This is a genomic window from Enterovibrio sp. FF113, assembly GCF_041439165.1.
GTDB classification, from domain to species: Bacteria; Pseudomonadota; Gammaproteobacteria; order Enterobacterales; family Vibrionaceae; genus Enterovibrio; species Enterovibrio norvegicus_A.
On record NZ_JBGONO010000037.1, the window covers coordinates 1 to 23,510 of the forward strand.

20 protein-coding genes are annotated in these 23,510 nt (G+C 46.1%); 7 read left to right on the top strand and 13 right to left on the bottom strand.

Features of this window, described 5'->3' with window-relative positions; genetic code table 11:
• Nucleotides 1–202: 202 nt before the first annotated feature.
• From ACED36_RS21040 to ACED36_RS21055, 4 genes are read right to left on the bottom strand one after another with little or no spacing between them, the layout of a single operon-like run.
• The gene (locus tag ACED36_RS21040) at nt 203–643 is read right to left on the bottom strand and encodes a prepilin-type N-terminal cleavage/methylation domain-containing protein (RefSeq protein ID WP_016960544.1); all 441 of its coding nucleotides are present in this window, start codon (nt 641–643) and stop codon (nt 203–205) included.
• A complete protein-coding gene (locus tag ACED36_RS21045; protein WP_016960545.1) occupies nt 633–1,919 on the bottom strand; it encodes a hypothetical protein in 1,287 nt (428 codons plus the stop codon). The genes ACED36_RS21040 and ACED36_RS21045 overlap by 11 nt, the downstream gene beginning before the upstream one ends.
• Nucleotides 1,920–1,922: 3 nt before the next feature.
• Nucleotides 1,923–2,612, bottom strand: coding sequence for a PilW family protein (locus ACED36_RS21050; protein WP_016960546.1), 690 nt, complete (start codon nt 2,610–2,612; stop codon nt 1,923–1,925).
• Entirely contained in the window at nt 2,609–3,157 is a 549-nt protein-coding gene (locus ACED36_RS21055) for a Tfp pilus assembly protein FimT/FimU (protein ID WP_017005396.1), read from the bottom strand. Before ACED36_RS21055 ends, ACED36_RS21050 begins: the two co-directional genes overlap by 4 nt.
• 93 nt (nt 3,158–3,250) lie before the next feature.
• On the opposite strand from ACED36_RS21055, the gene ACED36_RS21060 reads away from it, so the two are divergent.
• Nucleotides 3,251–3,682 carry a type IV pilin protein gene (locus tag ACED36_RS21060; protein ID WP_016960548.1) on the top strand — a complete coding sequence of 144 codons (432 nt, stop codon included), beginning with the start codon at nt 3,251–3,253 and terminating at the stop codon, nt 3,680–3,682.
• 45 nt (nt 3,683–3,727) lie between these two features.
• Here the strand turns inward: ACED36_RS21060 and dnaJ are convergent, their stop codons facing one another.
• From dnaJ to grpE, 3 genes are all read right to left on the bottom strand, one after another.
• A complete protein-coding gene (dnaJ, locus tag ACED36_RS21065) occupies nt 3,728–4,870 on the bottom strand; it encodes a molecular chaperone DnaJ (protein WP_016960549.1) in 1,143 nt (380 codons plus the stop codon).
• A 119-nt stretch (nt 4,871–4,989) separates the two neighbouring features.
• Nucleotides 4,990–6,894: a molecular chaperone DnaK gene (gene dnaK, locus ACED36_RS21070; RefSeq protein ID WP_016960550.1), complete on the bottom strand. Its 1,905-nt coding sequence runs from the start codon at nt 6,892–6,894 to the stop codon at nt 4,990–4,992.
• Nucleotides 6,895–7,090: 196 nt separating this feature from the next.
• Complete coding sequence (gene grpE, locus ACED36_RS21075; protein WP_016960551.1) at nt 7,091–7,693, bottom strand: nucleotide exchange factor GrpE; 603 nt, start codon at nt 7,691–7,693, stop codon at nt 7,091–7,093.
• A gap of 307 nt (nt 7,694–8,000) precedes the next feature.
• On the opposite strand from grpE, the gene nadK reads away from it, so the two are divergent.
• The 3 genes from nadK to bamE all read left to right on the top strand — a co-directional run bounded on the left by nadK (nt 8,001) and on the right by bamE (nt 11,196).
• Nucleotides 8,001–8,882: an NAD(+) kinase gene (gene nadK, locus ACED36_RS21080; protein ID WP_016960552.1), complete on the top strand. Its 882-nt coding sequence runs from the start codon at nt 8,001–8,003 to the stop codon at nt 8,880–8,882.
• Between the two features lie 164 nt (nt 8,883–9,046).
• Nucleotides 9,047–10,714: a DNA repair protein RecN gene (gene recN / locus ACED36_RS21085; RefSeq protein WP_016960553.1), complete on the top strand. Its 1,668-nt coding sequence runs from the start codon at nt 9,047–9,049 to the stop codon at nt 10,712–10,714.
• Nucleotides 10,715–10,839: 125 nt separating this feature from the next.
• Complete coding sequence (bamE, locus tag ACED36_RS21090; protein WP_017005056.1) at nt 10,840–11,196, top strand: outer membrane protein assembly factor BamE; 357 nt, start codon at nt 10,840–10,842, stop codon at nt 11,194–11,196.
• A 94-nt stretch (nt 11,197–11,290) separates the two neighbouring features.
• On the opposite strand, the gene phoU is transcribed toward bamE, so the two are convergent.
• Genes phoU through ACED36_RS21110 form a run of 4 tightly spaced genes read right to left on the bottom strand, consistent with a single transcriptional unit; the run spans nt 11,291 to nt 16,731 of the window.
• Complete coding sequence (gene phoU / locus ACED36_RS21095; protein WP_016960555.1) at nt 11,291–11,998, bottom strand: phosphate signaling complex protein PhoU; 708 nt, start codon at nt 11,996–11,998, stop codon at nt 11,291–11,293.
• Nucleotides 11,999–12,012: 14 nt separating this feature from the next.
• Nucleotides 12,013–12,831 (bottom strand): phosphate ABC transporter ATP-binding protein PstB, encoded by an 819-nt coding sequence (pstB, locus tag ACED36_RS21100; protein WP_371733781.1) that lies wholly within the window; start codon nt 12,829–12,831, stop codon nt 12,013–12,015.
• 25 nt (nt 12,832–12,856) lie between these two features.
• Complete coding sequence (gene pstA, locus ACED36_RS21105; RefSeq protein WP_017005054.1) at nt 12,857–14,503, bottom strand: phosphate ABC transporter permease PstA; 1,647 nt, start codon at nt 14,501–14,503, stop codon at nt 12,857–12,859.
• Nucleotides 14,504–14,559: 56 nt separating this feature from the next.
• Nucleotides 14,560–16,731 carry an ABC transporter permease subunit gene (locus ACED36_RS21110; protein WP_017005402.1) on the bottom strand — a complete coding sequence of 724 codons (2,172 nt, stop codon included), beginning with the start codon at nt 16,729–16,731 and terminating at the stop codon, nt 14,560–14,562.
• Nucleotides 16,732–16,971: 240 nt separating this feature from the next.
• Here ACED36_RS21110 and ACED36_RS21115 point away from each other — a divergent pair, with 240 nt between their 5' ends.
• Genes ACED36_RS21115 through ppx form a run of 3 tightly spaced genes read left to right on the top strand, consistent with a single transcriptional unit; the run spans nt 16,972 to nt 21,100 of the window.
• Nucleotides 16,972–17,484, top strand: coding sequence for a glycine cleavage system protein R (locus ACED36_RS21115; protein ID WP_016960559.1), 513 nt, complete (start codon nt 16,972–16,974; stop codon nt 17,482–17,484).
• Between the two features lie 15 nt (nt 17,485–17,499).
• Nucleotides 17,500–19,599 carry a polyphosphate kinase 1 gene (ppk1, locus tag ACED36_RS21120; protein ID WP_016960560.1) on the top strand — a complete coding sequence of 700 codons (2,100 nt, stop codon included), beginning with the start codon at nt 17,500–17,502 and terminating at the stop codon, nt 19,597–19,599.
• Nucleotides 19,592–21,100 (top strand): exopolyphosphatase, encoded by a 1,509-nt coding sequence (gene ppx / locus ACED36_RS21125; RefSeq protein ID WP_016960561.1) that lies wholly within the window; start codon nt 19,592–19,594, stop codon nt 21,098–21,100. The genes ppk1 and ppx overlap by 8 nt, the downstream gene beginning before the upstream one ends.
• Nucleotides 21,101–21,234: 134 nt before the next feature.
• Here the strand turns inward: ppx and ACED36_RS21130 are convergent, their stop codons facing one another.
• A complete protein-coding gene (locus tag ACED36_RS21130; protein ID WP_016960562.1) occupies nt 21,235–22,185 on the bottom strand; it encodes a PstS family phosphate ABC transporter substrate-binding protein in 951 nt (316 codons plus the stop codon).
• Nucleotides 22,179–23,474, bottom strand: a complete 1,296-nt coding sequence (phoR, locus tag ACED36_RS21135; RefSeq protein ID WP_016960563.1) for a phosphate regulon sensor histidine kinase PhoR — start codon at nt 23,472–23,474, stop codon at nt 22,179–22,181. Before phoR ends, ACED36_RS21130 begins: the two co-directional genes overlap by 7 nt.
• Nucleotides 23,475–23,510: the final 36 nt, after the last annotated feature.

Sequence of the window (23,510 nt, forward strand, 5' to 3'; positions counted from 1 at the left end):
GCAGGCGGGCATTCTACTGATTGGGTCGTTAACGTCAAGCGTTTATTTCCATTCAATTTTGAAGCCGTTTTCGCCGTACTGATTGGACTGTTTGTTCCGTGTGGAGCAGGTCGCCGTGTCAGTGAGGTCGCATTATAGGGAGGCTTGAGATCTTGGCAAGGGCTTTCTGTGAAAAACATCACGAAAAATGCACGCTCGAGCACTAATTGAGCAAATTGGTGTGTTTTGATACAGAAGTAGGTATTGATAGGTTTTTAGGGCTTCCTGAACGGTCATTCCAGGAGACACTTACAATAAGTACCTTCGCGTAGGTTTCTTCAACACCAGCAGCATTGTTATTCTTTAGTACTCCTTCCGACGCCACATTTAACGCTAAAGAGAAAGGGCTATCAATGTCCAGCGTTAGCTTACAATCCGTTATGTCAGCTAACGTTTTATCAGCGCAGCTAGAACCAATCGTGTTAAAGCTTTGAAGCATGGCAATTTGCGTTTCAGCTGTATGGGTCGCTTTAACAAACATACCAGAATTCGCTTTTTCTACCTCTAAATAGCTATATAGCTTTAGTGTTCCAACTCCAGACATTACAACAATGAAAATAGAGATCAGTACTTCTACCAATGAAAAGCCACGATTAAAAGTCATGGATGCTTCCTTTTAGTATCCTTGGTACACCGGATCCCCCTGGTGAGGGATCTTTGCCTTCGTCATACCCAGGCTTGAATGAGCCTTTCACAAGTGAGGTAGACCCAGGAACATCGATCAGATAGCTCCCTTCACTTTCATAGGATCCATGAAAGTAAAACGGCAACTTGCCCCATTTACTTGAGTCATTTTTATACTCAAGAATTAGCTCAGCACAAAGGGAAGACATCGCCCCTTCTTTACATAAGTTATGACCCGTACCATCTGTTTTTTGATATGACCCCCAAGAATCTGCGAGGCTTGCTTCTGGGTAATCAACCGTAAACTGAAAAATAGTCCCTTGAAATGTAAAGGCGTCTTTAGCCCCGACTATGCCATTTTTTATCACAATGAGCGGATGACTTTCGCCACTTCCTGCTCCGGATAACCCTGCTATAAAACAGTCTCCATCAACCCAAATCTTCTTTTTACCCGCATCAACTTCAGTCTTTATCGCGCTACCGCAATTGCTAACCTCCTCTCTATCTGAAATTGCAGAGCCAGTGGTTATTGTAACGTCGAACGTCTTTTTTACACTTACCCAATTTTCTTTGGGTGTCTCAAATAAGTCCTGGAAAACATCGATATTTTCTTGATTATCCAATATGTCAGATTCAAATTTATTGGTGACTGGATCAGTTTGTGGGGGGATATGAGTACTGAAGCTTTCATGGCACCGCTCATTCGTTCCGGTCAATGCCGATTTGAATTCGGCTGAACTTTCACCGACATCAATCGTGACATCTCCACCAGCAATGATGGCAATGCATTCATATATACCAATGTCGCCATCGGTACCTACTTTGTCGCCTTTCGCCGGTATCCAAGCATTACCGCCATCTATAACCAAGCTGCCCGAGGTTTTGAATGCTGCAGCCGTAGCTCCACCAGATTTAACCAAAACACTCTGTACGGCAAAACCAGATGAGGCACTTAATGTCCAATGTGTTGTGTTATCAGTAAATGAAATACTGCTGTTTGTCGGAGCTTTACAAACATCAAATACCGACATGCTGAAATCAGTACTTTTGGGATTTACTTCCTTTTGTTCAAATACAGCAATTGCACAATCTAGTCCTGCTTTAGCATTAGCTCTTTGCTGAGCATCAACAAACAGGTTTTGTGACTTTTTGATATCTGAAAATCCAGAGCTTCCAACAGCAGCAGCAAACAGCGCAATGATTAGCACTATTCCGCTAACGACGGCTAGCGTAGCCATTCCTTTTTGGTTTTTCATGCATTAGCCATCCACATTGGGTACTACAACGGAAAAATTAACCGTATCAGTTATCGAGCTGTCTACTTTCAATGACGCTTTGATCTCTATATCAATAGATTGGAGCCGATTCGTATTGGAGCCAACTGAGTTATAGCTGCTTCTTTGGAAAGTCAGCGTATTAACAACAACCCTGTCGAAAGTCATATCTTGCCAATATCCACTTGTGCCGCCATCAGAGCTACCACTGGCGCAGTTCCAATTCGTAAGTCCTTTCCAATTCTCATAAACTTCAATCACAGGATTATTTTTGCTGTCTTGCCCTAGTCTGTAACCCTTCGCATCATCTTTATTTAGTAACAAAGCACCCGAGCGTTTATCGTGGTTATAGGCAAAAAGAATACACCCTCCAGCGTCCGTTTCTGACGCGCTGTCATCAATCAAAATTGAAGAAGAATTACCCATTGAATCCGACAACATAAAGACATTGGTTGACACGCAGTCAAAGCAGAAGCCAGCCCTTTTTACTTCGTTACTTATCGTCGTTGCCAACATATTCAATTGAGTATGGAGAAAGTCTCTTTGTAGCTGCTGAGTCCCCATTGTGGTGTTAACCGAAAACAAGGCGAGAGAGGAGGTAAGAACAATAAGACTGACCGTTAGGCCAATCATCATTTCTATGAGGGTGTAACCGTATACAAAGGTTTTTTTCATGATGGGCAAGCATCCCAATCACTCACAGATGTGTTACTGCATCCTTTTAAACCAGAATATCGTCTAATCAAAATGCCCGACTCTTTTCCAATTTCGGCTCCAGCAGCAAGCTTAAGTGTCGAGTTCGTGGAGGGCAGGCCTGTCATATGAGAGAAATAAAATAGCTTTGTAGGTTCAATTTTCACTGGAAATTGAACAGTAACCAAATCATCGATTTCGAGAAACACTTTTTGCAGGCCTTCGTTTTCCGAACAGGAAAAATTTTCAACTTCAGGTATTTCGCTTAGACCAATACAGCCACCAGACTCATTGGAAACAGGGATGTAATGTACATAGACATTACGATGACGTTTTAACGACTCCGACTGCCCGACTTCCAAAACCGAGAGCAACTGCATAGTAGTACTTTCAACCTTAGCTGTCTTATGGGATGAAACATACGTAGGGACAGCAACCGCTGTGACCACTGCCAGTACTGACAAGGTTGTTATCATTTCAATTAAACTCAATCCGAGCTGTCGATTCCATTTACCCACACTGAGCATCCATTTATTCTTACATTGCTTGTCTGGATGCTAACACAGAGATAATTTATCCCTCTGGTACGTAAGCAAATATCCTGCATAGCGAAACAATTAATGACACTGAGAACTCGAACGTTTCAAACTGGTATGACGTTGATCGAAATATTGGTAGCCGTGGCCATTATCGGTGCCATCGCAGCGATCTCTGTTCCGGCCTTCGGACAATATGTAATTAAGTCAGAAAGAAGCCGTGTACAGACGGACCTTTATCAACTGCAAGTTTGGGTAGAACAACAGTACACAATTGATGGGGCTTATCCTGACGCAATCAATTGCACAAGCTGTCAATTGTCTGACGAATACTCTTTCAGTATTGAGGTGGGAGGTGAAGGCAATAATGCTTACAAGATAAAGGCCACGCCTAAAGCAACCTCTAAACAAAAAAATGATTCCGATTGCTATACCATGGTCATCAACGCTGGATCTGATCAGTCGAATCAAAACAAAGATGGTGGGGCTCTAAGCAACAATAAATGCTGGATATAAAAAAGCCGGCGAGTATAACGTCGCCGGCTTTTCATTTGTTACTTTCTAGCTTGTCAGGTCATCAAAGAATTTCTTCACGCCATCAAAGAAGCCTTCAGATTTAGGTTTGTGCTTTTTAGCTGCACTCCCACCCAGGGTTTCTTCAAACTCACGTAGTAATTCTTTTTGCTTGTTGCTTAGGTTAACTGGGGTTTCAACCACCAGCTTACAGATTAAATCACCTAGACCACCACCACGAACCGACTGAACACCTTTACCCCGCATGCGGAACATACGACCCGTTTGGGTTTCAGTAGGTACTTTCAGACTTACTCGACCGTCAAGTGTTGGGACTTCAACTTCACCACCCAATGCTGCCATGGTAAAGCTGACTGGCACTTCACAGTAAAGGTTGTTGCCATCACGCGTGAATATATGGTGATCGCGAACATGCACCTGAACATACAAGTCGCCTGCTGGCGCACCGTATTCTCCTGCTTCACCTTCACCCGTCAGACGGATACGGTCGCCCGTGTCGACACCTGCAGGGATTTTAACGCTAAGAGTTTTGGTTTTTTGAACTCGACCTTGACCATGGCAACTGTCACACGGATCTTTGATGATTTTTCCGCGACCATGACAGGTTGGACAAGTCTGCTGCACAGCAAAGAAACCCTGACGCATTTGTACTTGGCCTTGGCCATGACACGTACCACAGGTTTGTGGTGATGAACCCGGTTTTGCACCACTGCCACCGCAAGGATCACAGCTAACATAAGTCGGAACATCAATTTCTTTGCTCACGCCGCGAACAGCTTCTTCCAGTGTGAGTTCCATGTTGTAGCGCAAATCGGCACCGCGTTGAGCACGAGCCTGACCGCCACGACGACCACCGCCACCAAAAATATCACCGAACACATCGCCGAAGATATCGCTGAAGTCTGCGTTGCCGCCGCCACCGAAGCCGCCCCCTCCGCCACCTTGTTCAAAGGCCGCATGACCATATTGGTCGTAAGCTGCACGCTTTTGCGCATCAGTCAGTATCTCATACGCGAGTTTGACTTCTTTAAACTTATCCGTCGCCGTCTCGTCACCTGGATTTTTATCCGGGTGGTACTTCATCGCCAGACGCTTGTACGCTTTTTTAATGTCGCGTTCACTGGCGTCACGGCTTACGCCAAGTACTTCATAAAAATCACGTTTTGACATGTTTTACTTGTCACCTGTTTTTAGACCAAGCGAACATTAACCCGCTTCGCATCATACAACTACGGGCGGAGGAGATTTCTCCTACGCCCGTGCAAAATAAAACGGCTAATCAGCTAGTCTTATTTTTTGTCGTCTTTGACTTCTTCAAACTCTGCATCGACAACATCGTCGTCTTGCTTAGTTTCTTCACCGGCATCTTGTGACTGAGCTTTTTGCTGTGCCACTTCCATCAGCTTTTGAGATGCTGCAATAAGAGCCTGAACTTTAGCGTCAATGGCTTCTTTATCTTCGCCCTTGCGCGCTTCTTCCAGTTCACTGATTGCTGCTTCGATTTTCTCTTTCTCATCGGCTGGCAGAGCATCGCCTGCTTCTTCAACTTGCTTGCGAGTACCGTGAACTAGCTGGTCAGCTTGGTTGCGAGCAGTAACAAGTTCTTCGAACTTCTTATCTGTTTCTTTATTCGCTTCCGCTTCCTGAACCATTTTTTCAATTTCGTCGTCGCTCAGACCACCAGATGCTTGAATCGTGATCTTCTGCTCTTTGCCCGAACTCTTGTCTTTCGCAGATACATGCAAAATACCATCAGCATCCAAATCGAACGTTACTTCAATTTGTGGCATGCCGCGTGGAGCTGGGTTGATGCCTTCTAGGTTAAATTGGCCCAGAGACTTGTTGTACGTCGACTGCTTACGCTCACCCTGTAGTACGTGGATAGTTACCGCATTTTGGTTGTCGTCAGCTGTTGAGAACACTTGGTTAGCTTTCGTTGGGATCGTCGTGTTCTTCTCAATCAACTTAGTCATCACGCCGCCCATGGTTTCGATACCCAAAGACAGTGGTGTTACGTCAAGTAGAAGAACATCTTTGACTTCGCCCGACAATACGCCGCCCTGTACTGCAGCGCCAACAGCTACTGCTTCATCAGGGTTCACGTCTTTACGTGGCTCTTTACCAAAGAATTCCGTTACTTTAGCTTGAACCATTGGCATACGTGTTTGACCACCCACCAAGATAACGTCATTGATGTCGTTAACAGACAAGTCTGCATCAGCAAGCGCAACTTTCAATGGCTCAAGTGAACGAAGAACAAGATCTTCAACCAGTGACTCAAGCTTCGCGCGAGTCACTTTGATATTCATGTGCTTAGGACCGTTCGCATCTGCTGTAACGTATGGCAGGTTTACGTCGGTTTGCTGTGCTGAAGACAGTTCAATTTTCGCTTTTTCTGCTGCTTCTTTAACACGCTGCATTGCTAGCGGGTCTTTACGCAGATCGATACCTTGGTCTTTCTTGAACTCGTCAACCAAGTAGTTGATCAGACGGTTATCAAAGTCTTCACCACCTAGGTGAGTGTCACCGTTGGTTGCAAGAACTTCGAAGGTTTTCTCGCCTTCAACTTCGTCGATTTCGATAATAGAGATATCGAAAGTACCACCACCAAGGTCGTAAACCGCGATAGTGCGATCGCCGCCTTCTTTATCCAAACCGTATGCCAGAGCAGCTGCGGTTGGTTCATTGATGATACGTTTTACTTCTAGACCTGCAATACGGCCAGCATCTTTAGTTGCTTGACGCTGCGCATCGTTAAAGTACGCAGGTACGGTGATAACAGCACCCGTTACTTCCTCACCTAGGAAGTCTTCTGCTGTTTTCTTCATTTTCTTAAGAACTTCAGCCGATACCTGAGGAGCTGCCATTTTTTGGCCTTTCGCTTCTACCCAAGCATCACCGTTGTCAGCTTTCACAATTTTGAAAGGCATGATTTCGATGTCACGTTGAACTTCTTCATCTTCGAAGCGACGACCAATCAGTCGTTTAATTGCATACAGCGTATTTTCTGGGTTAGTGACAGCCTGACGTTTTGCTGGCTGACCTACCAAAATTTCACCGTCCTGGGTGTACGCGATGATTGATGGCGTTGTGCGATCGCCTTCCGCGTTTTCAATTACGCGTGGCTTGTCACCGTCCAGTACTGCTACACATGAATTGGTGGTACCCAAGTCAATACCAATGATCTTACCCATTTGGTTTTCTCCGAAATTCGTCTTACGTCTATGTTGCGTTACCCCTTATATGGGGGTCGCGATAAAGGGTTCAACCCTGCACAAGAAAAATTTTTAATTTTCTTTAGATGCACAATAAATAGGGGCGGCTTTACCGCTTTCAAGGGGCAAAAAGAAAAAAACCCGCAAAAAGCGGGTTTTTATTTAAAACGGACGATTATGCTTGCTCGTCAACGTTGCCTGATGCGGCTTTCGAGACCATCACCATTGCAGGGCGTACAACTCGACCATTCAGTTCATAGCCCTTTTGCATCACCAACATCACAGTGTTAGGTGCATGCTCTGCACTTTCCTGAATAGACATTGCCTGATGGAATTCTGGGTTGAACGGTTCGCCGTGAGGGTTTAACTCTTTCAGGCCAAACTTCTCGATAGTGCCTTGCATCGTTTTCAGCGTAAGCTCGATGCCTTCCAGCATTGGCTTAATGGCGTCATCGTTTCTATCTGCCAGCTCAACCGCACGCTCCATATTATCAATAACAGGGAGTAGCTCACCCGCAAATCGTTCCAACGCATATTTGCGCGCTTTATCGATTTCTTGCTCAGTACGGCGGCGCATGTTTTCTACGTCAGCACGAGCACGCAATACACTGTCTTGCTGCTCTCCAACTTTGGCTTCACTTTCTTCAAGTGCCGCTTCAAGTTCTGCAATCCGGCTAATCATTGCATCTGCTTCAGCATCTAGAACATTTTCATTTTTTGCTTCAACAGTTTCGTTTTGCAATTCGTCTTCCTGGATCTTGTTTTCTTCTTTGTTCATGCTCTCTCCGACACAATACTCTGTGTTGAAACCCACATTGTTAAGCAATGGGGCAACAATCTCGACGGTTTTGCTTATTATGGGGATGTATAGCCGTGTTTCAAGGAGTCATTTACGGCAAAGTTCGACAAGAGTTACCGAATATTTATACCTCTACGATGCAACAGGGCAATATTAGCCTTTATTTGGGTGCACTTTTGCTTCGTTTATATCCGTCATCTAAGCCGATGGTAAAGCTCGCTAACGCATACATGTCGAATGAATTTGGGTATATAATCAAGCCACTAGACAACGCAGGATCTATAAGATGTCAAAGCGTTTTGAAACAATTGCTTTGGTTGGCAAGCCGCGAAACCCCGAAGCCGTTACAACACATGAAAATCTTTACTACTGGCTAACGAAGCAAGGCTATCGCACGCTCGTCGACAATAGGCTCGACAGTTACATCGATATTCCTGCCGAAGATTTTCACGATTTGCTTTCAATGGGTGCTAAAGCTGACCTTGCGATAGTTATTGGTGGCGATGGCAATATGCTAGGCGCTGCGCGTGTGCTTTCACGTTTCGATATTTCAGTGATTGGCGTCAACCGCGGCAATTTAGGCTTTCTTACCGACCTTGATCCTGACGCATACGAAGAGCCTCTATCGGCAGTACTTGCAGGTGATTTTGTTGAAGACCCGCGCTTTTTACTGGAAGCCGAAGTGCACCGCCACGGCCAAATAAAAAGCCACAACGCCGCATTGAATGAAGCCGTACTGCACCCTGGTCAAGTGGCTCACATGATTGAGTTTGAAGTGTATATTGATGATAACTTCGCGTTTTCACAGCGCTCAGATGGTCTCATCATTTCGACCCCGACAGGTTCAACAGCATATAGCCTTTCTGGCGGCGGCCCAATTTTGTCGCCGAGCCTTGACGCAATCTCACTCGTCCCTATGTTTCCCCACACACTTTCAAGTCGTCCACTTGTGGTTGATGCTAAGCGCCACATCAAACTCGTTGTTTCACCAGACAATGGGAGCACTTTGGAAGTGAGTTGTGACAGCCAAGTCTCACTCCCCGTCAATCCTGGTGATGAAGTACATATTTATCGCAGCCCATCGTTTCTCAAACTGATTCATCCAAAAAACTACAGCTACTACAAAACGTTGCGAACAAAACTCGGATGGTCAAATAAACTTTTTTAGTCATCACTCGATGAATAAGCATCCAAAGAGCAGGTCAATCCTGCTCTTTTTTGTTAGCCCTATCACAAAATAACCCTAAGAGGCCGCCATAACGACTTTACTGTATACAAACACAGTATATACTGTATGTACAAACAGGTGATGGTAGATACAGGTATTCACACATGCTGGCGCACATTACGATTCAAAACTTTGCCATAGTTAAAGCGTTAGAACTCGATTTCCATCAAGGAATGACCACGATCACTGGCGAAACAGGCGCAGGTAAATCCATTGCCATTGATGCGCTGGGCCTTTGCCTTGGGGACCGCGCAGACGCATCCATGGTTCGCCCTGGTGAAGATAAAGCAGAAATCGTAACACTCTTCCATTTGCAGAATAATCCAGCGGCACGTCGCTGGCTCGAAGATAATGAGCTTGCAGACGGTGAAGAGTGTATCTTGCGCCGAGTGATCACCAAAGAAGGTCGCTCTCGCGCCTTCATTAACGGAAGCCCTGTTCCCGCTTCACAACAAAAGTCACTGGGCCAACACCTCATTAACATCCATGGTCAACATGCTCATCAGCTTTTGATGCGTAATGATTTCCAGCTCACCTTGCTTGACCAATATGCAGGTCACCAGCATCTTCTCGTCACCATGCGTCAACGCTACCAAGATTGGCGTGCCGCGCGTAACGAACTTAAACAACTAGAAAAAAACAAAGAAGCTTTTGAAGCACAAAAGCAGCTTTTAGAGTATCAAGTTAACGAGCTCAACGAGTTAGCGCTAGGTGAAACCGAATACCCCCAACTTGAAGAAGAGCACAAACGCCTATCCAACTGCGGTGACATTGCTATTTGTAGTCAAAGCGTTATCCAAGCGCTGAGTGAAGATGATGACAATAACGCTCTTCACCTATTGCAATTTGCCCAGCAAAAACTAGCTGAATTAACCGCGATGGATAGCCAATTTAAGCCGCTAATGCAGATGTTGGATGAGGCCTGTATTCAGGTACAAGAGACCAGTCACGAGATCATCAGCTACATGGATCGACTAGATATGGATCCAGCCCGTTTGAGCTACCTTGACGATCGAATGGCAAGCATCATGCGCTTGTCTCGCAAACATCAAGTGCTTCCTGCTGAACTCTATCAAGCACATCAATCGCTCGTTGCCGAGTTAGACTCACTCAATGACAGTGATAACCAGATTGAAAAGCTAACTGCAGACGTAGACGTGAAACATCAAGCCTGTCTTACTGCTGCAGAAAAGCTCAGTAAGAGCCGTAAACGTTACGCCAAAGAACTTGATAAGCTGATTTCATCCAGCATGCATGAACTCAGCATGCAACATGGCAAATTCCATATTGATATCAACAGTCAGCCTGACAGTAACCTGTCACCAATGGGTGTCGATAGCATCGAATTTTTGGTCTCCACAAACCCTGGCCAGCCAATGCAAGCGCTGGGCAAGGTAGCATCAGGTGGCGAACTATCTCGTATCTCTCTCGCCATACAAGTCATTACGGCTCAGAAAGTCGATACACCAAGTTTGATTTTCGATGAAGTCGATGTGGGTATCAGCGGCCCAACTGCAGCCATTGTTGGAAAGCTGCTGCGCCGACTTGGCGAATCAACGCAAGTCATGTGTGTGACGCACTTACCCCAGGTCGCAGGTTGCGGACACCAACAAATGTTTGTCACCAAAACCAGTGAGAAAGGAACAACGACCACCAGCATGATTCCGCTTGATGTCACCGCGCGAGTGCAAGAACTGGCTCGCCTGCTAGGAGGAAGCGAAATCACAGAACACACGCTGGCGAATGCCAAAGAGTTGTTGGTGGCGGCATAGCGGCAATCAGAAAAGAAACTTTTTCGAAATAGCACGGTCGAACACCAAGTTGAGACAAGAGTTTTTTACTTCTCTCACTTGCTTGTTTATCATCGTCCCCTATTTTAGAAATGAAGTAAGAAGTCATGCATTGGAAACACGTCGTTGCGGTATCTCTTGTCCTCGCCAGCCTGACAGGTTGTTCTTGGGTTAATAAGCTGGTTTACCGTATAGATATCAATCAGGGAAACTACATCGACCAAAGTGCAGTTGAAGAACTCAAATTTGGCATGACCAAAGAACAAGTCAAATTCTTACTTGGTCCACCAATGTTGGTCGAAGCTGGCTATCCAAATACTTGGTATTTCGTTCAATGGCTTAAACCTGGTCATTCAGAACCTGAACAAAAAGAGCTAATCCTCTCTTTTGATAACAGCGGTCAGTTGATTGGCATGAATGGAGACTTTCAGGCTGGTACGAGTTTCTTTGAAGTGATTCGATAACCCTGTTACTAAAAAACCCGCATCAGCGGGTTTTTTTATGTCTATGTCATTCTGCTTTCCGATAAGCACTCGCTTTTCAGCGACTAGCTTCTGTCTACTTGAGCATTTTCTCTAACTGTTCTTTGTTGGTATGACGTATGTCTTTACCTTTAACAAAGTAAATAATGTACTCGCAAATATTCTGGCAACGATCCCCAACACGCTCGATAGCACGAGCAGACCACATGACCTTCAATACATTCGGTATTGAGCGAGGGTCTTCCATCATGTAAGTCATAAGCTGACGAATAATCGCCTCATACTCTTTGTCTAGATGATCATCACTGTGATAAACCTTCATCGCGGCATCCACATCCATGCGCGCAAATGCATCAAGTACATCATGCAGCATACGAGCCGCTTTATGACCCAGATTTTCTAGCGAAACCAAAAACGGTTGCTGATGGTTTGAAAAGTTATCCAACGCCATCTTAGCAATACTGTCTGCAACATCTCCAATACGTTCAAGATCGGTAATGGTTTTGATGATCGCAATCACCAAGCGCAGATCACCTGCGGTTGGCTGACGTTTAGCAATGATCCGTGTACAAGCTTCATCGATCGCCACTTCCATCGAATTCACTTTGTGATCTTCTCGAATAACTTGTTTAGCGAGCTCTACATCCTGAAAGTGTATAGCACGCAACGCGTCTGTTAACTGACGCTCAACCAGCCCGCCCATTGCTAGAACGTGCGTCCGAATGGACTCTAACTCAGCATTAAACTGACCCGAAATATGGCGACTGAAATTGTGATTATCCATCTAATCAGGATCCTTTAGCCGTAGCGACCAGTGATGTAGTCTTCAGTTTGCTTATTCTTAGGCGTCGTGAAGAGTGTGTCGGTATCCGCGTATTCTACCAGTTTACCTAGATTGATAAATGCCGTTTGATCTGAGACACGCGCCGCCTGTTGCATATTATGTGTAACAATCACCACAGTATACTTTCGCTTAAGTTCGTTAATCAGCTCTTCGATGGTCAGCGTCGAGATAGGGTCTAGTGCCGACGTCGGTTCATCCAACAGCAACACTTCGGGCTCAATCGCAATCGCACGCGCAATAACAAGGCGTTGCTGCTGCCCTCCCGACAAACCAAATGCGTTGTCATGAAGCCTATCTTTCACCTCATCCCAAAGCGCTGCAGCGCGAAGAGAGCGCTCTGCCGCATCATCCAGACTTCTCGCATTTTTAACGCCTTGCAATCGCAAACCATAAATCACATTTTCATAGATAGACTTTGGAAATGGGTTTGGCCGTTGAAACACCATTCCCACTCTTCGGCGTAGCGCTGGCACATCAACGGCTTCGTCGTAGACATTGGTACCATGCAATAAAATTTCACCATCAACCCGACAGCCGTCAACCAGATCATTCATTCGATTGATACAGCGAAGAAGCGTTGATTTCCCGCAGCCTGAAGGTCCAATAAATGCTGTGACCTTACCTTTAGGAATACGCATATTAATATCAAACAATGCCTGGGAATTGCCGTAATACAAATTAAGATTTCGGATAGCCAGCGTCGTCTGCTCATCAGAAAGTGACGATAGATCAATCGGTCCGGGTAGCCCTATGTTGGCATTGATGGATATCATTTCGTTGCTCGTTCCTTTCGGGATCCTACAGTTCTTGTTCTAACGCGCGGTACTTTTCGCGCAGATGATTACGAATGGTGATAGCGGCTAAATTCAAACTCACTATCACAGTAACCAAAAGCAATGAGGTTGCATACACCAATGGGCGCGCCGCTTCGATATTGGGGCTTTGGAAGCCAACATCGTAGACGTGATAACCCAGATGCATAAACTTTCTATCCAAATGCAAGAACGGAAAATTACCGTCTAACGGTAGACTTGGTGCAACTTTGACAACGCCCACCAGCATAAGGGGCGCAACCTCACCAGCAGCGCGGGCAATCGCGAGAATGAGGCCAGTCATAATAGCAGGGCTTGCCATAGGCAAAACAATGCGCCACAAGGTTTCAGCTTGTGTGGCACCCAAAGCCATAGAGCCGTGGCGCACTGACACAGGGATACGCGTTAGCCCTTCTTCTGTGGACACAATCACTACGGGTAGCGTCAGGATAGCCAGAGTCAGTGATGACCAAAGTAGCCCTGGCGTTCCGAATGTTGGATTGGGCAAAGTATCTGAATAAAACAAATCATCGAGGTTTCCACCAACGAAATAGACGAAAAAGCCAAGACCAAACACACCGTATACAATCGACGGCACACCGGCCAAGTTCACAACAGCGATACGAACAATACGTGTGAAAGCATTCTTACCCGCATATTCATGAAGATAAACTGCAGCCATCACCCCTAATGGCGTCACCATGATAGACATAAGTAGCACCATCAAAACGGTACCGAAAATGGCAGGGAATACACCACCTTCTGAATTAGCTTCTCTTGGATCCTCGGTGACAAAACGGACAATTTGGTGCGCCCAGTGAATCAGTTTTTCATGCCAACTCATGGCATTGGGATACCACATTGCCAGCACATTATTAAGTGGAACTTTAATAGACAACCCACTTCGCTCTTTCACGATGATATAATCCAGGTGGAGCCCTGTGCGCATCGAAATCAAACTCACCTCAAGCGTTTGATAGCGCTCAGTGAGTATGTCGATTTCATCGAGAACAAACTTGGGAACCGTTTGGTCTGCTTTTTGGTAAGCTTGTGCTTCCAACTTCAAAGCAATTAGCTGACGATTCGCTTTCTCTATATCGCCTTGCTCCAGCTTGCTTATGGCCTCTCGTTGTTGTTCAGCAACGTCAATCTTACCTTCGAAAAATGCAGCAGCAACACTATGGTCAATAATCTTTCCACTGTGCATATAGCCCGTTGGTACTCCGAAAAAAGCCCCATGCTCAGTTCGCTCTATCACGGCAATATCAGGGCGGGCTTTCTGCGAGAGAATATTTTGTTCAAGCACCGAAACGAAATCATGATCCTCTCGCTCACGGTTGGCTATTTTGATCAAAAAGCGGTTCTGCTCAGTGTCAAAATGCGGTTTTAATTCAATACCCGCTTCTTTAAGTTGGTTGGCAGGCACGGATTCAACACCATAAATTTCGCCAAACAATGTTTCAGTGCCTTGTTGTGTTTCTACTTGAAATTCATAGATAGGTGCAGGCCAGAAATAGGCAAGTCCTTTCCAACCAATCAACAGCATCACGCCAAGCACTGCAACCAGACATAAGCTGACCATACCTGCAGTCATCCACACCCACGGGGAGCTTCTGTTTAATCGCTTAAACATGCTCACTCCTAGATAAGCGAGTTGCTAGAAACGAATTGCTACCGAGAATGGATAAACTACAAAGCACGGTATTTATCTCTCAACTGCTGACGAACAAATTCCGCCACCGTATTAAATAAGAAGGTAAAACTAAACAAAATAAAAGCCGTTAGGAACAAGACACGATAGTGCGAACTACCAACTTCCGATTCAGGCATTTCAACAGCGATATTTGCCGATAATGTGCGCAGACCTTCGAACGGGTTCCATTCCATCAACGGCGTGTTCCCCGTCGCCATCAACACGATCATCGTTTCTCCCACTGCACGACCAAGTCCCATCATCACCGCGGAGAATATACCGGGACTCGCGGTAAGCAATACGACACGAGTGAGCGTTTGCCAATGCGTTGCACCCAACGCCAATGAGCCATTGGTCAAGTGGCTAGGTACAGAGAAAATAGCATCTTCCGCAATAGTGAAAATCGTTGGGATCACTGCAAAACCCATTGCCAGTCCGACCACAATCGCATTGCGCTGATCGAAGTTCACGCCCAGCACATCAGTGACAAACACACGGCTGTCACCACCCAGAAAGGTGTTTTCCACCCATGGGCCGATCGCGAAAGCCATCGTTCCAATCGCTAAAATCAGCGGAATAAGGACGAAAAGATGCCCTCCCGGAGGCAACTTTTGACGCCAATTTCGAGGTAATGATGTCCATACGACTGCCGTCGCCAAAAAGGATATTGGCATTGCAAAAAAGATGATAAATACTGCAGGCAGATGCGTTTCGACAATAGGTGCTAGCCACAGACCCGCAAGAAAACCCAATATAACGGTGGGTAGCGCTTCCATGATTTCAATCGTTGGTTTCACGACTTTACGTAAGCCAGAAGGCATGAAATACGCGGTATATATCGCGCCGCCAACAGCCAGAGGGATCGCAAATATCAACGCATAAGCGGCAACTTTTATGGTGCCGAAAACAACAGGGACGACACTTAACTTGCCCTCAAACGCCTCACTGCCGGACGTTGACTGCCAAACATAGTCAGGTTCGCTATAACCTTCATACCAAACCTCTTTCCATAATGATGTAATGCTGACATCAGGGTGAGGATTGTCGACGTCTAATAGTGTGATCACCTGATTCTGTTCGACTAATAATCGGTCTGCACGCGGGGAAAAACTCATCGCGTCCACATCACTCGCCAGCATTGGGAAATCAAACCCAAGCCACGTTTCACTCGGCGCGTGCCAAAGTGACAATTCACCACTGCCAGCTAGATTTGCGAAAACATTTCGGTGCGCTTCAACAGCCAAATGCCCATTCGGTGTCGAAAACTCTCGCACCATGGTCAATGTTCGCGCGTTAGCTTTCACCACATCAAACCACTGCCCAATACGGCCATCTTCAAGTCTCACCAACAGTGAATGCCCTCCCGCCAGCAAGGTCATCGATTCTGGCAACTGTCCCGTCACCGTCTTGATGTTCACCGTCTCACGTAGAGACACCTTTTTCGCAGAAAGGTTATAGATATTGAGTTCCTCTCCCACCAGCTCAAATAGCTTTCTCCCGTTCGGTGTCACCAATACCGAGGCATCACCTTCCGTGGGAATCGCGACACGCAATGATTCCTGCCCCGATTGCTGAGCGACTATATGTAAAGTGTCACCCACAATGCCCGCAACGACACGATCATCACCATTCAAGGCGAAAGAAACACTGGAAACAGCCTCACTTGGCGCTCCTAACTGGATACGGTCAAGGGGGTTAATATCAGGCGTGAAGCTACGCTCCCCTTCTTTGTAGTGAGCAAGAAAACGTAGCCGTTGAAATGATACAGAGCCATCGCCCAAACCATATGCGCTGACACTACTCGAAGGATTTGGCGCGAAAAAACTCGTCGGCGATAATGCCAACTGTCTTTGAATAAATACTTCATGAGGTGTGGTCAATGAGAATACGGTCAGATCACCCGCATCTGAATAGCGAAAGCCAATCTGGTTATTTTCGTCCATACCAATTTGAACAGGAGTATCGGACACACCTAAGTCAAATTGCTCACCCAGAGTCACATCTGGATTTTTGAAAAGAGGAAGAACAACATAAGCGAGGTAGAAAAAAATCAGCAACAATGCAAATAACACCAAAAGACCGCCCCCTGTTACAGATAGGCGAGCAAGCTTGTCTTTAAAACGCCGACGAGGATCTCCTTGAGTCAGCGAATGGGTGGCATTTGCCATTGGTACCTCTTTTCCTAGATTAAGCGGCCTATAATATTTCTATTTGATGACAAAAATGTGACAGCCCAGAAATATAGACCAAGTTGCCTAGCTGAAATAAATCTGTAATAAAACATGTTTAGCCTCGCTAACATTGATGTGTGGCACAGAACGGAAGTGCTCATTAATGCAGCAGTGGACACGCTTTCATGCAAATCTAATAATGAAATTTCATTCCGCTGTATACGTTAAGGACCAACCATGAAGCAGTTAGTTATTACCTTGATCGGCACCGATCGCCCAGGTCTCGTAGAAACGCTTTCTGATACCGTATTCAAGCATCACGGCAATTGGCAGGCGAGTAGCCTAAGTAAGCTCGCGGGTAAATTCGCAGGTATCATTCAGATAGACATTAAAAATGATGATGCAAAAGCATTGTCCATTGCACTGGATAACATCTCCGAACTTGATGTTCTTATCACCGATGCACCTCATCAATCCGAACCAGACTCTACAACACACTCTTTGACAGTCACAGGCAATGATCGCCCGGGGATTATTCAAGAAGTCACTCGCGAAATTGCGAAATTTGGAATAAACATCAACAACCTGGAATCTACTGCACAAAGTGCCGCTAATTCAGGTGGTGTCATTTTCATGGCAGATTTCGATTTAGACATTGCGAATACAACGTCATTGGACGATCTTGGCGAGGCATTGGAAGGCCTATCTGATGATCTGATCGTGGAGTTTGACGTCAACGATATTCATTAGCAGGAAAAGGGAAGAATGAGCGCTGATAATTGTTACATAGATAAAGAACTCAGTTGGCTATCCTTCAATGAACGGGTATTGCAAGAAGCAGCAGACAAAAGTGTTCCTATCATTGAACGGGTTCGCTTTTTGGGTATTTTCTCCAGTAATCTGGATGAGTTTTATCAAGTGCGCTTTGCTGATGTGAAACGTCGTATCCTGATCAACGAAGAACAGGGTATCGACAATACAGCTAAAGAATTACTCAGCAAAATTCAAGACAAGGTACTGAAGCTTAATCAAGACTTCGACCATCTATACAATGACATTCTATTGGAGATGGCTCGTCGACACATTTTTCTGGTTAACGAGCTTCAACTGACTGAGTATCAGCAGAACTGGCTAAAAAGGCACTTTGTCAGCAATCTTCTTCCCCATATCACCCCCATTATTCTTACTGATGATATGGATTTGCTTTCTTTCCTCAAAGACGCATATTCCTATCTTGTGGTCGAACTTAAAAAAGAAGGTCAAGCCACGCGTTATGCGCTGATTGAAATCCCCACGGATGAAATTGAGCGCTTTATTAAAGTGCCTGAACCCAAAGGCCGACGTCGACGAAAAACCATCATTCTGCTTGATAACATCATTCGGCTCTGTCTCGATGAAATATTCCAAGGTTTTTTCGATTATGACAGCGTTGAAGCCTATGCGATGAAAATGACGCGCGATGCTGAATATGATCTCACCAACGAAGTCGATCATAGTCTGCTAGAAAACATGTCAGACAGTCTCGACCAACGCATAACCGCACTGCCTGTGCGTTTCGTCTACCAGCGAGACATGCCCAAAGCCATGGTCAAGCGCATTATCAGAATGCTCCGGATCTCGGACTATGACAGCGTCTTGCCTGGTGCGCGCTACCATAATTTCAAAGACTTTATTGGTTTTCCCAATGTCGGCATGCGCTATTTAGAAAACCCCCCATTGCCCCCCATTGAATCTGCTGACTTTCGTCAGTCCGGCAATGCGTTCGATGCCATTCGCTTACGCGATATACTGCTTTACTACCCGTATCACACCTTCCAGCACATGACAGAGCTCGTGCGTCAGGCTTCTTACGATCCCAAGGTGCGTAGCATTCGCATCAATGTTTACCGCGTGGCAAAGAAAAGCCGCATCATCAATTCGATGATAGATGCAGCCAACAACGGCAAACGGGTCACCGTGGTAGTCGAGTTACAAGCGAGGTTTGATGAAGAAGCCAACATAGAATGGGCTCGCGTATTAACAGATGCGGGGGTGAAAGTCGTCTTTGGTACACCAGGGCTTAAAATCCACTCCAAGCTTTGCCTTATCTCACGCCGAGAAGATGACGGCTTACGTGAATACGCGCACATCGGCACGGGCAATTTCCATGAAAAAACCGCTCGTCTTTACACCGACTTTTCCCTGTTCACCGCCGACAAGTCCATCACCACTGAAGTCAGAAAGGTGTTTAACTTCATCGAAAACCCTTACAAACCAGTCAAATTTAATCACCTCATCGTGTCACCTAGAAACTCACGAAGCCGATTGTACAAATTGATCGATCGCGAGATTGAACATGCAAGAGCCAAGCGTAAATCCGGCATTACGTTGAAAGTGAATAATCTCGTTGATGTTGGCTTGGTGAACATGCTGTACAAGGCCAGTAATGAGGGCGTAAAAATACGCATGATCGTGCGAGGCATGTGCTCTCTGATCCCTGGCGTTAAGGGATTAAGTCAAAACATTCGGGCAATCAGTATCGTCGACCGCTTCCTTGAACACCCTCGCGTTTTTGCATTTGAAAACGGCGGAGAGAGAGACGTTTATATTTCATCTGCCGACTGGATGACACGTAACATCGATAACCGCATTGAAGTCGCTACCCCCATCAAAGATCAGCGCTTGAAAGACCGCATCATGGATATCCTTGAAATACAGTTTTCCGATCGTGCTAAAGCACGCGTTTTGGACAAAGAAATGTCCAATGCCTATGTAAAACGCGGAAATCGCAAAAAAATACGCTCGCAGATTGAAATTTACGATTACCTTAAACAAATGGAGAGAACTGAAAAACGACGGTTAGCGGACAAGCAGAAGAATGAGTGATACCACCAATCCTGAAAAGCCACGAGAGATCGCAGCCATTGATCTCGGTTCAAACAGTTTCCACATGGTCGTTGCCCGTGTCGTCGGTCAAGGGCTTCAAATTGTCAGCCGCCATAAACAGCGAGTTAGACTAGCTTCTGGTCTCGACAACCATCAGAACCTCGACAATGCCGCAATTAACCGCGGCATTGAATGCTTAGCCATGTTCGCCGAGCGTTTGCAGGGATTTGATCAGGAAAACGTGCGTGTCGCCGCAACCTTCACCTTACGCGAAGCTAAAAATAGTCATGTATTTTTGCAACGAGCTCAGCTTGCTTTCCCCTATCCCATCGAAATCATTCCTGGCGTTGAAGAAGCAAGACTGATTTATTTAGGCGTTAGCCATACGCAGCCAGGAGAAGACCGGAAGTTAGTTGTTGATATTGGTGGGGGAAGTACTGAGTTAGTGATTGGGAAAAATTTCAATCCCGCCTTGGTTAACAGCAAACGAATGGGTTGCGTCAGCTTTAACGAGCGCTTTTTCAAAGACGGACAGATATCACCAAAACGCTTTGCATCCGCACAACTTGCTGCGGAATTGAAGCTCGAGGGCATGGCTCGCCAATACATCAAATATGGCTGGGAGGAAGCTGTCGGATCTTCTGGCACCATCAAGGCAATACGAGAAGTGTTGATTGCCAGTGGTCATGACGACGGCATTATCACCCGCAAACGTCTTGATGGTTTGATTGAACAAGTACTGGCGTTTAAGTCGAGCGACGAATTAGTGCTGCCAGGTCTATCACCTGACAGACAGCCTGTTTTCGCCGCGGGACTTGCTCTTCTTTTAGGGGTATTCCACGCATTGAATATTGAAAAAATGGTTTTCTCTGACGGCGCTCTTAGAGAAGGTCTTCTCTATGAAATGGAAGACAGATTCCAACACAGTGATATTCGAAGCCGTACCGCCGCCGATCTCGCTGAGCGTTATCACATCGACCAAGATCATGCCGAGCGCGTTCAACAGGTAGCCGAAAACGTCTATTTACAAGCGGAACCTCAGTTGGGTTCCAAGAAAGCAGAATTGGTGATCCTCATGAGCTGGGCCGCGCTGTTGCATGAAGTCGGTCTGAGTATTTCACATTCAGGCTTTCACAAGCATTCAGCATATATCCTACAAAACACCAATTTATCGGGCTTTAACCAAGAGCAACAAACCGTATTGGCAACACTGACACGCTTTCATCGCAAAGCGTTGAAATTGGGTGAAATGCCTGAGTTTGCACTGTTCAAACTAAAACATATTTTTCCGCTCATTCGTGCCTTACGCCTGGCTTGTGTGCTTAACGTTCAGCGCTCTGGTGATCCTTTACCAGATGTAAAACTAGAGGCCAATGATGACCATTGGTCACTCGTTTTCCCAGAACATTGGCTTAGCCAGAATCGCTTACTTGCTGCTGATCTTGAGACTGAACAAGCCTATTGGGCAGCTGTAGGCTGGACACTGACCATTGCGAAATAGCCTTTGAGGCTACTGAGAAAATAAAAACAAAAAAACCGATCAAGCGTTGGCTTAATCGGTCTTTTCACTCTTGTACTTATAGCCAGACCAAACCTTTCTATGCCAATTATTCGCGACCAATCTCGGTTAGCAACTCACTGCAAATCCAAAGCTGTTAATTGCTCTTCTATGACATTTTCAGGCAACGGTACAAAGCCTTCAGCGGCAGCAAGTGCTTGCCCCTGACGCGACAACATGAGCTTTATAAACTCGGCTTCCATAGGTGCTAAAGGTCTATTTGGCACTTTATTTAGGTAGACATATAAGTAGCGTGATAGTGGATAGACGCCGGAGGTGACGTTATCGACAGTGGCATACACAGATTCACCGTCCACATCCAGCGGCAACATTTTAGCCCCTGCCGTACGATATCCCACCCCTGCATAACCCACCGCATTGAGCGATGAACTCACCGACTGCACCACAGAGGCAGAGCCAGGTTGTTCGTTGACGTCGGCACGAAAGTCGCCATCACATAGTGCTTTATCTTTGAAGAAGCCGTAAGTGCCCGAAACGGAGTTACGACCAAATAGCTGAATGTTACGTTTATCCCAGCTTCCACCTAGTCCTAACTGCCCCCACTTTTCAAAACGCTCAGTTGAACCGCAGCGCAATGTTTGAGAAAACAATGCGTCAATTTGCGTCATATCAAGCACTGTCAGCGGATTATCCTGATGAACAAAAATCGCCATCGCATCAATGGCCACTTTGATGGCTGTTGGCGGGTAGCCATATTTACGTTCAAACAATTCGACTTCTCGCGGACGCATTTGGCGACTCATTGTACCGAACTGTGCCGTTGCCTCAATTAGCGCCGGAACAGCAGTCGATGACCCTGAGGTTTGAATTTGAACATTCACGCTAGGGTAGTACTTTTTGAACAACGCTCCCCACTGTGTCACCAAATTGGCCAAAGTGTCAGAGCCCACGGTAGATAGGTTGCCAGAAATACTATCAGCGCGATGATAAAGCGGCAGATGATCATCTGCCGACGCAACGCCACCAAGCATCAAAAAACCAATGGCGACGAAGGCCTGCTTTAACATGCCAACCGCTCCGGTAAGGTAAAGGAGAACACGCTGCCTTTACCGACCTTGCTGTATATCTCGAGTTCCGATTCATGATGATTCAGAGCGTGTTTTACTATCGCTAATCCCAAACCACTGCCGCCCGTTTCACGGGATCGCGCTTTATCGACCCGATAAAAACGCTCCGTTAGGCGATCGATATGCTGAGGTGCAATTCCTTCTCCGCTGTCTTTCACTTCGAGGCGTGGGCCTTGAGGCGTTCTAAACCAACGCACGGCGATCTTCGCACTGGCTGGCGTGTGTTTAACCGCGTTGTAAACCAAATTAGAGATAGCACTGCGCAGCTGATCGTCGTCCCCAAGCACACTAAGTGAATGGTCAACGTCAAATTCAAACTCATGTGCTTGATCGCCACTGAGTGCTTGAGCTTCTTTTTGCAGTACATCCAACATGGCAGGAACATTCACTTTCTGATCAAGCGCGATTTTCACACTGGCTTCGATTTTGGAGAGCGTAAGTAGTTGCTCAACCAATCCCTCCATACGCGTCAATTGCTCTGTCATCACGCCGTGTGCTTTATCCCACATCGGGCCCACCAGCATGTCAGGATCTTCTGCCATTTCTAAGTAGCCACGAAGCACTGTCATGGGTGTCCGTAATTCATGAGAAACGTTGGCGAAGAAATTCCGACGCATACCTTCAAGCTGTTTAAGCTGCGTAATGTCACGCACGACCATCAGATACTCGCCTTCCGCGTAAGGCATGGTACGAAACTCGAGAGTTTTCGATACATGTAGCGGTGAGCGCATCTCGAATGCTTCACCGAGTTCTGCTCGGCTCAAATATTCAATGAATTCAGGCGTACGGATAAGGTTGCCAATATACTGACCGGCATCATCGGGCATGCGAAAGCCAAGAAGATCTTGTGCCAGCTTGTTACACCACACAATCGACCCATCGTGTTCAAACACCACAACGGCATCGGGGAGTGATTCTGCACCGTTACGGAATCGACGGATCAGGTTAGCGAGCTCTTTACGACGGCGACGGTTACGTTTCTGCAACCGATAAATACCATTGAACAGCGGTGTCCAACTGCCCGAACCCGAAGGCGGAGTGAGACTGCGCTCCTTCCACAACCAATCAGAAAGCTTGAGTTGGTGATAAAAGTTCCACAACAGAACAAGCACAGTAGCGAGCAGTAATAACCAAGGCAGACCGCCAAAGAACCAGCCAATCACAAACCAAGGTAAATAAAAAAAAGCTAGCTCTAAGGCCAGCTTTTTCCATGTGAGTCTTTCGACCATCTATGTCTCCATCAGGCCATCCCGTGGCCAACGGAT

What these genes read in the sequence shown, in the direction of transcription:
- ACED36_RS21050 (WP_016960546.1), bottom strand. Translation starts at nt 2,612, where the DNA reads ATGAAAAAAACCTTTGTATACGGTTACACCCTCATAGAAATGATGATT.
- ACED36_RS21130 (WP_016960562.1), bottom strand. Translation starts at nt 22,185, where the DNA reads ATGTTAAAGCAGGCCTTCGTCGCCATTGGTTTTTTGATGCTTGGTGGC.
- ACED36_RS21115 (WP_016960559.1), top strand. Translation starts at nt 16,972, where the DNA reads ATGAAGCAGTTAGTTATTACCTTGATCGGCACCGATCGCCCAGGTCTC.
- ACED36_RS21060 (WP_016960548.1), top strand. Translation starts at nt 3,251, where the DNA reads ATGACACTGAGAACTCGAACGTTTCAAACTGGTATGACGTTGATCGAA.
- ppx (WP_016960561.1), top strand. Translation starts at nt 19,592, where the DNA reads ATGAGTGATACCACCAATCCTGAAAAGCCACGAGAGATCGCAGCCATT.
- recN (WP_016960553.1), top strand. Translation starts at nt 9,047, where the DNA reads ATGCTGGCGCACATTACGATTCAAAACTTTGCCATAGTTAAAGCGTTA.
- phoU (WP_016960555.1), bottom strand. Translation starts at nt 11,998, where the DNA reads ATGGATAATCACAATTTCAGTCGCCATATTTCGGGTCAGTTTAATGCT.
- nadK (WP_016960552.1), top strand. Translation starts at nt 8,001, where the DNA reads ATGTCAAAGCGTTTTGAAACAATTGCTTTGGTTGGCAAGCCGCGAAAC.
- grpE (WP_016960551.1), bottom strand. Translation starts at nt 7,693, where the DNA reads ATGAACAAAGAAGAAAACAAGATCCAGGAAGACGAATTGCAAAACGAA.
- ACED36_RS21110 (WP_017005402.1), bottom strand. Translation starts at nt 16,731, where the DNA reads ATGGCAAATGCCACCCATTCGCTGACTCAAGGAGATCCTCGTCGGCGT.
- phoR (WP_016960563.1), bottom strand. Translation starts at nt 23,474, where the DNA reads ATGGTCGAAAGACTCACATGGAAAAAGCTGGCCTTAGAGCTAGCTTTT.
- dnaJ (WP_016960549.1), bottom strand. Translation starts at nt 4,870, where the DNA reads ATGTCAAAACGTGATTTTTATGAAGTACTTGGCGTAAGCCGTGACGCC.
- pstA (WP_017005054.1), bottom strand. Translation starts at nt 14,503, where the DNA reads ATGTTTAAGCGATTAAACAGAAGCTCCCCGTGGGTGTGGATGACTGCA.
- ACED36_RS21040 (WP_016960544.1), bottom strand. Translation starts at nt 643, where the DNA reads ATGACTTTTAATCGTGGCTTTTCATTGGTAGAAGTACTGATCTCTATT.
- bamE (WP_017005056.1), top strand. Translation starts at nt 10,840, where the DNA reads ATGCATTGGAAACACGTCGTTGCGGTATCTCTTGTCCTCGCCAGCCTG.
- ppk1 (WP_016960560.1), top strand. Translation starts at nt 17,500, where the DNA reads ATGAGCGCTGATAATTGTTACATAGATAAAGAACTCAGTTGGCTATCC.
- dnaK (WP_016960550.1), bottom strand. Translation starts at nt 6,894, where the DNA reads ATGGGTAAGATCATTGGTATTGACTTGGGTACCACCAATTCATGTGTA.
- pstB (WP_371733781.1), bottom strand. Translation starts at nt 12,831, where the DNA reads ATGATATCCATCAATGCCAACATAGGGCTACCCGGACCGATTGATCTA.
- ACED36_RS21055 (WP_017005396.1), bottom strand. Translation starts at nt 3,157, where the DNA reads ATGCTCAGTGTGGGTAAATGGAATCGACAGCTCGGATTGAGTTTAATT.
- ACED36_RS21045 (WP_016960545.1), bottom strand. Translation starts at nt 1,919, where the DNA reads ATGAAAAACCAAAAAGGAATGGCTACGCTAGCCGTCGTTAGCGGAATA.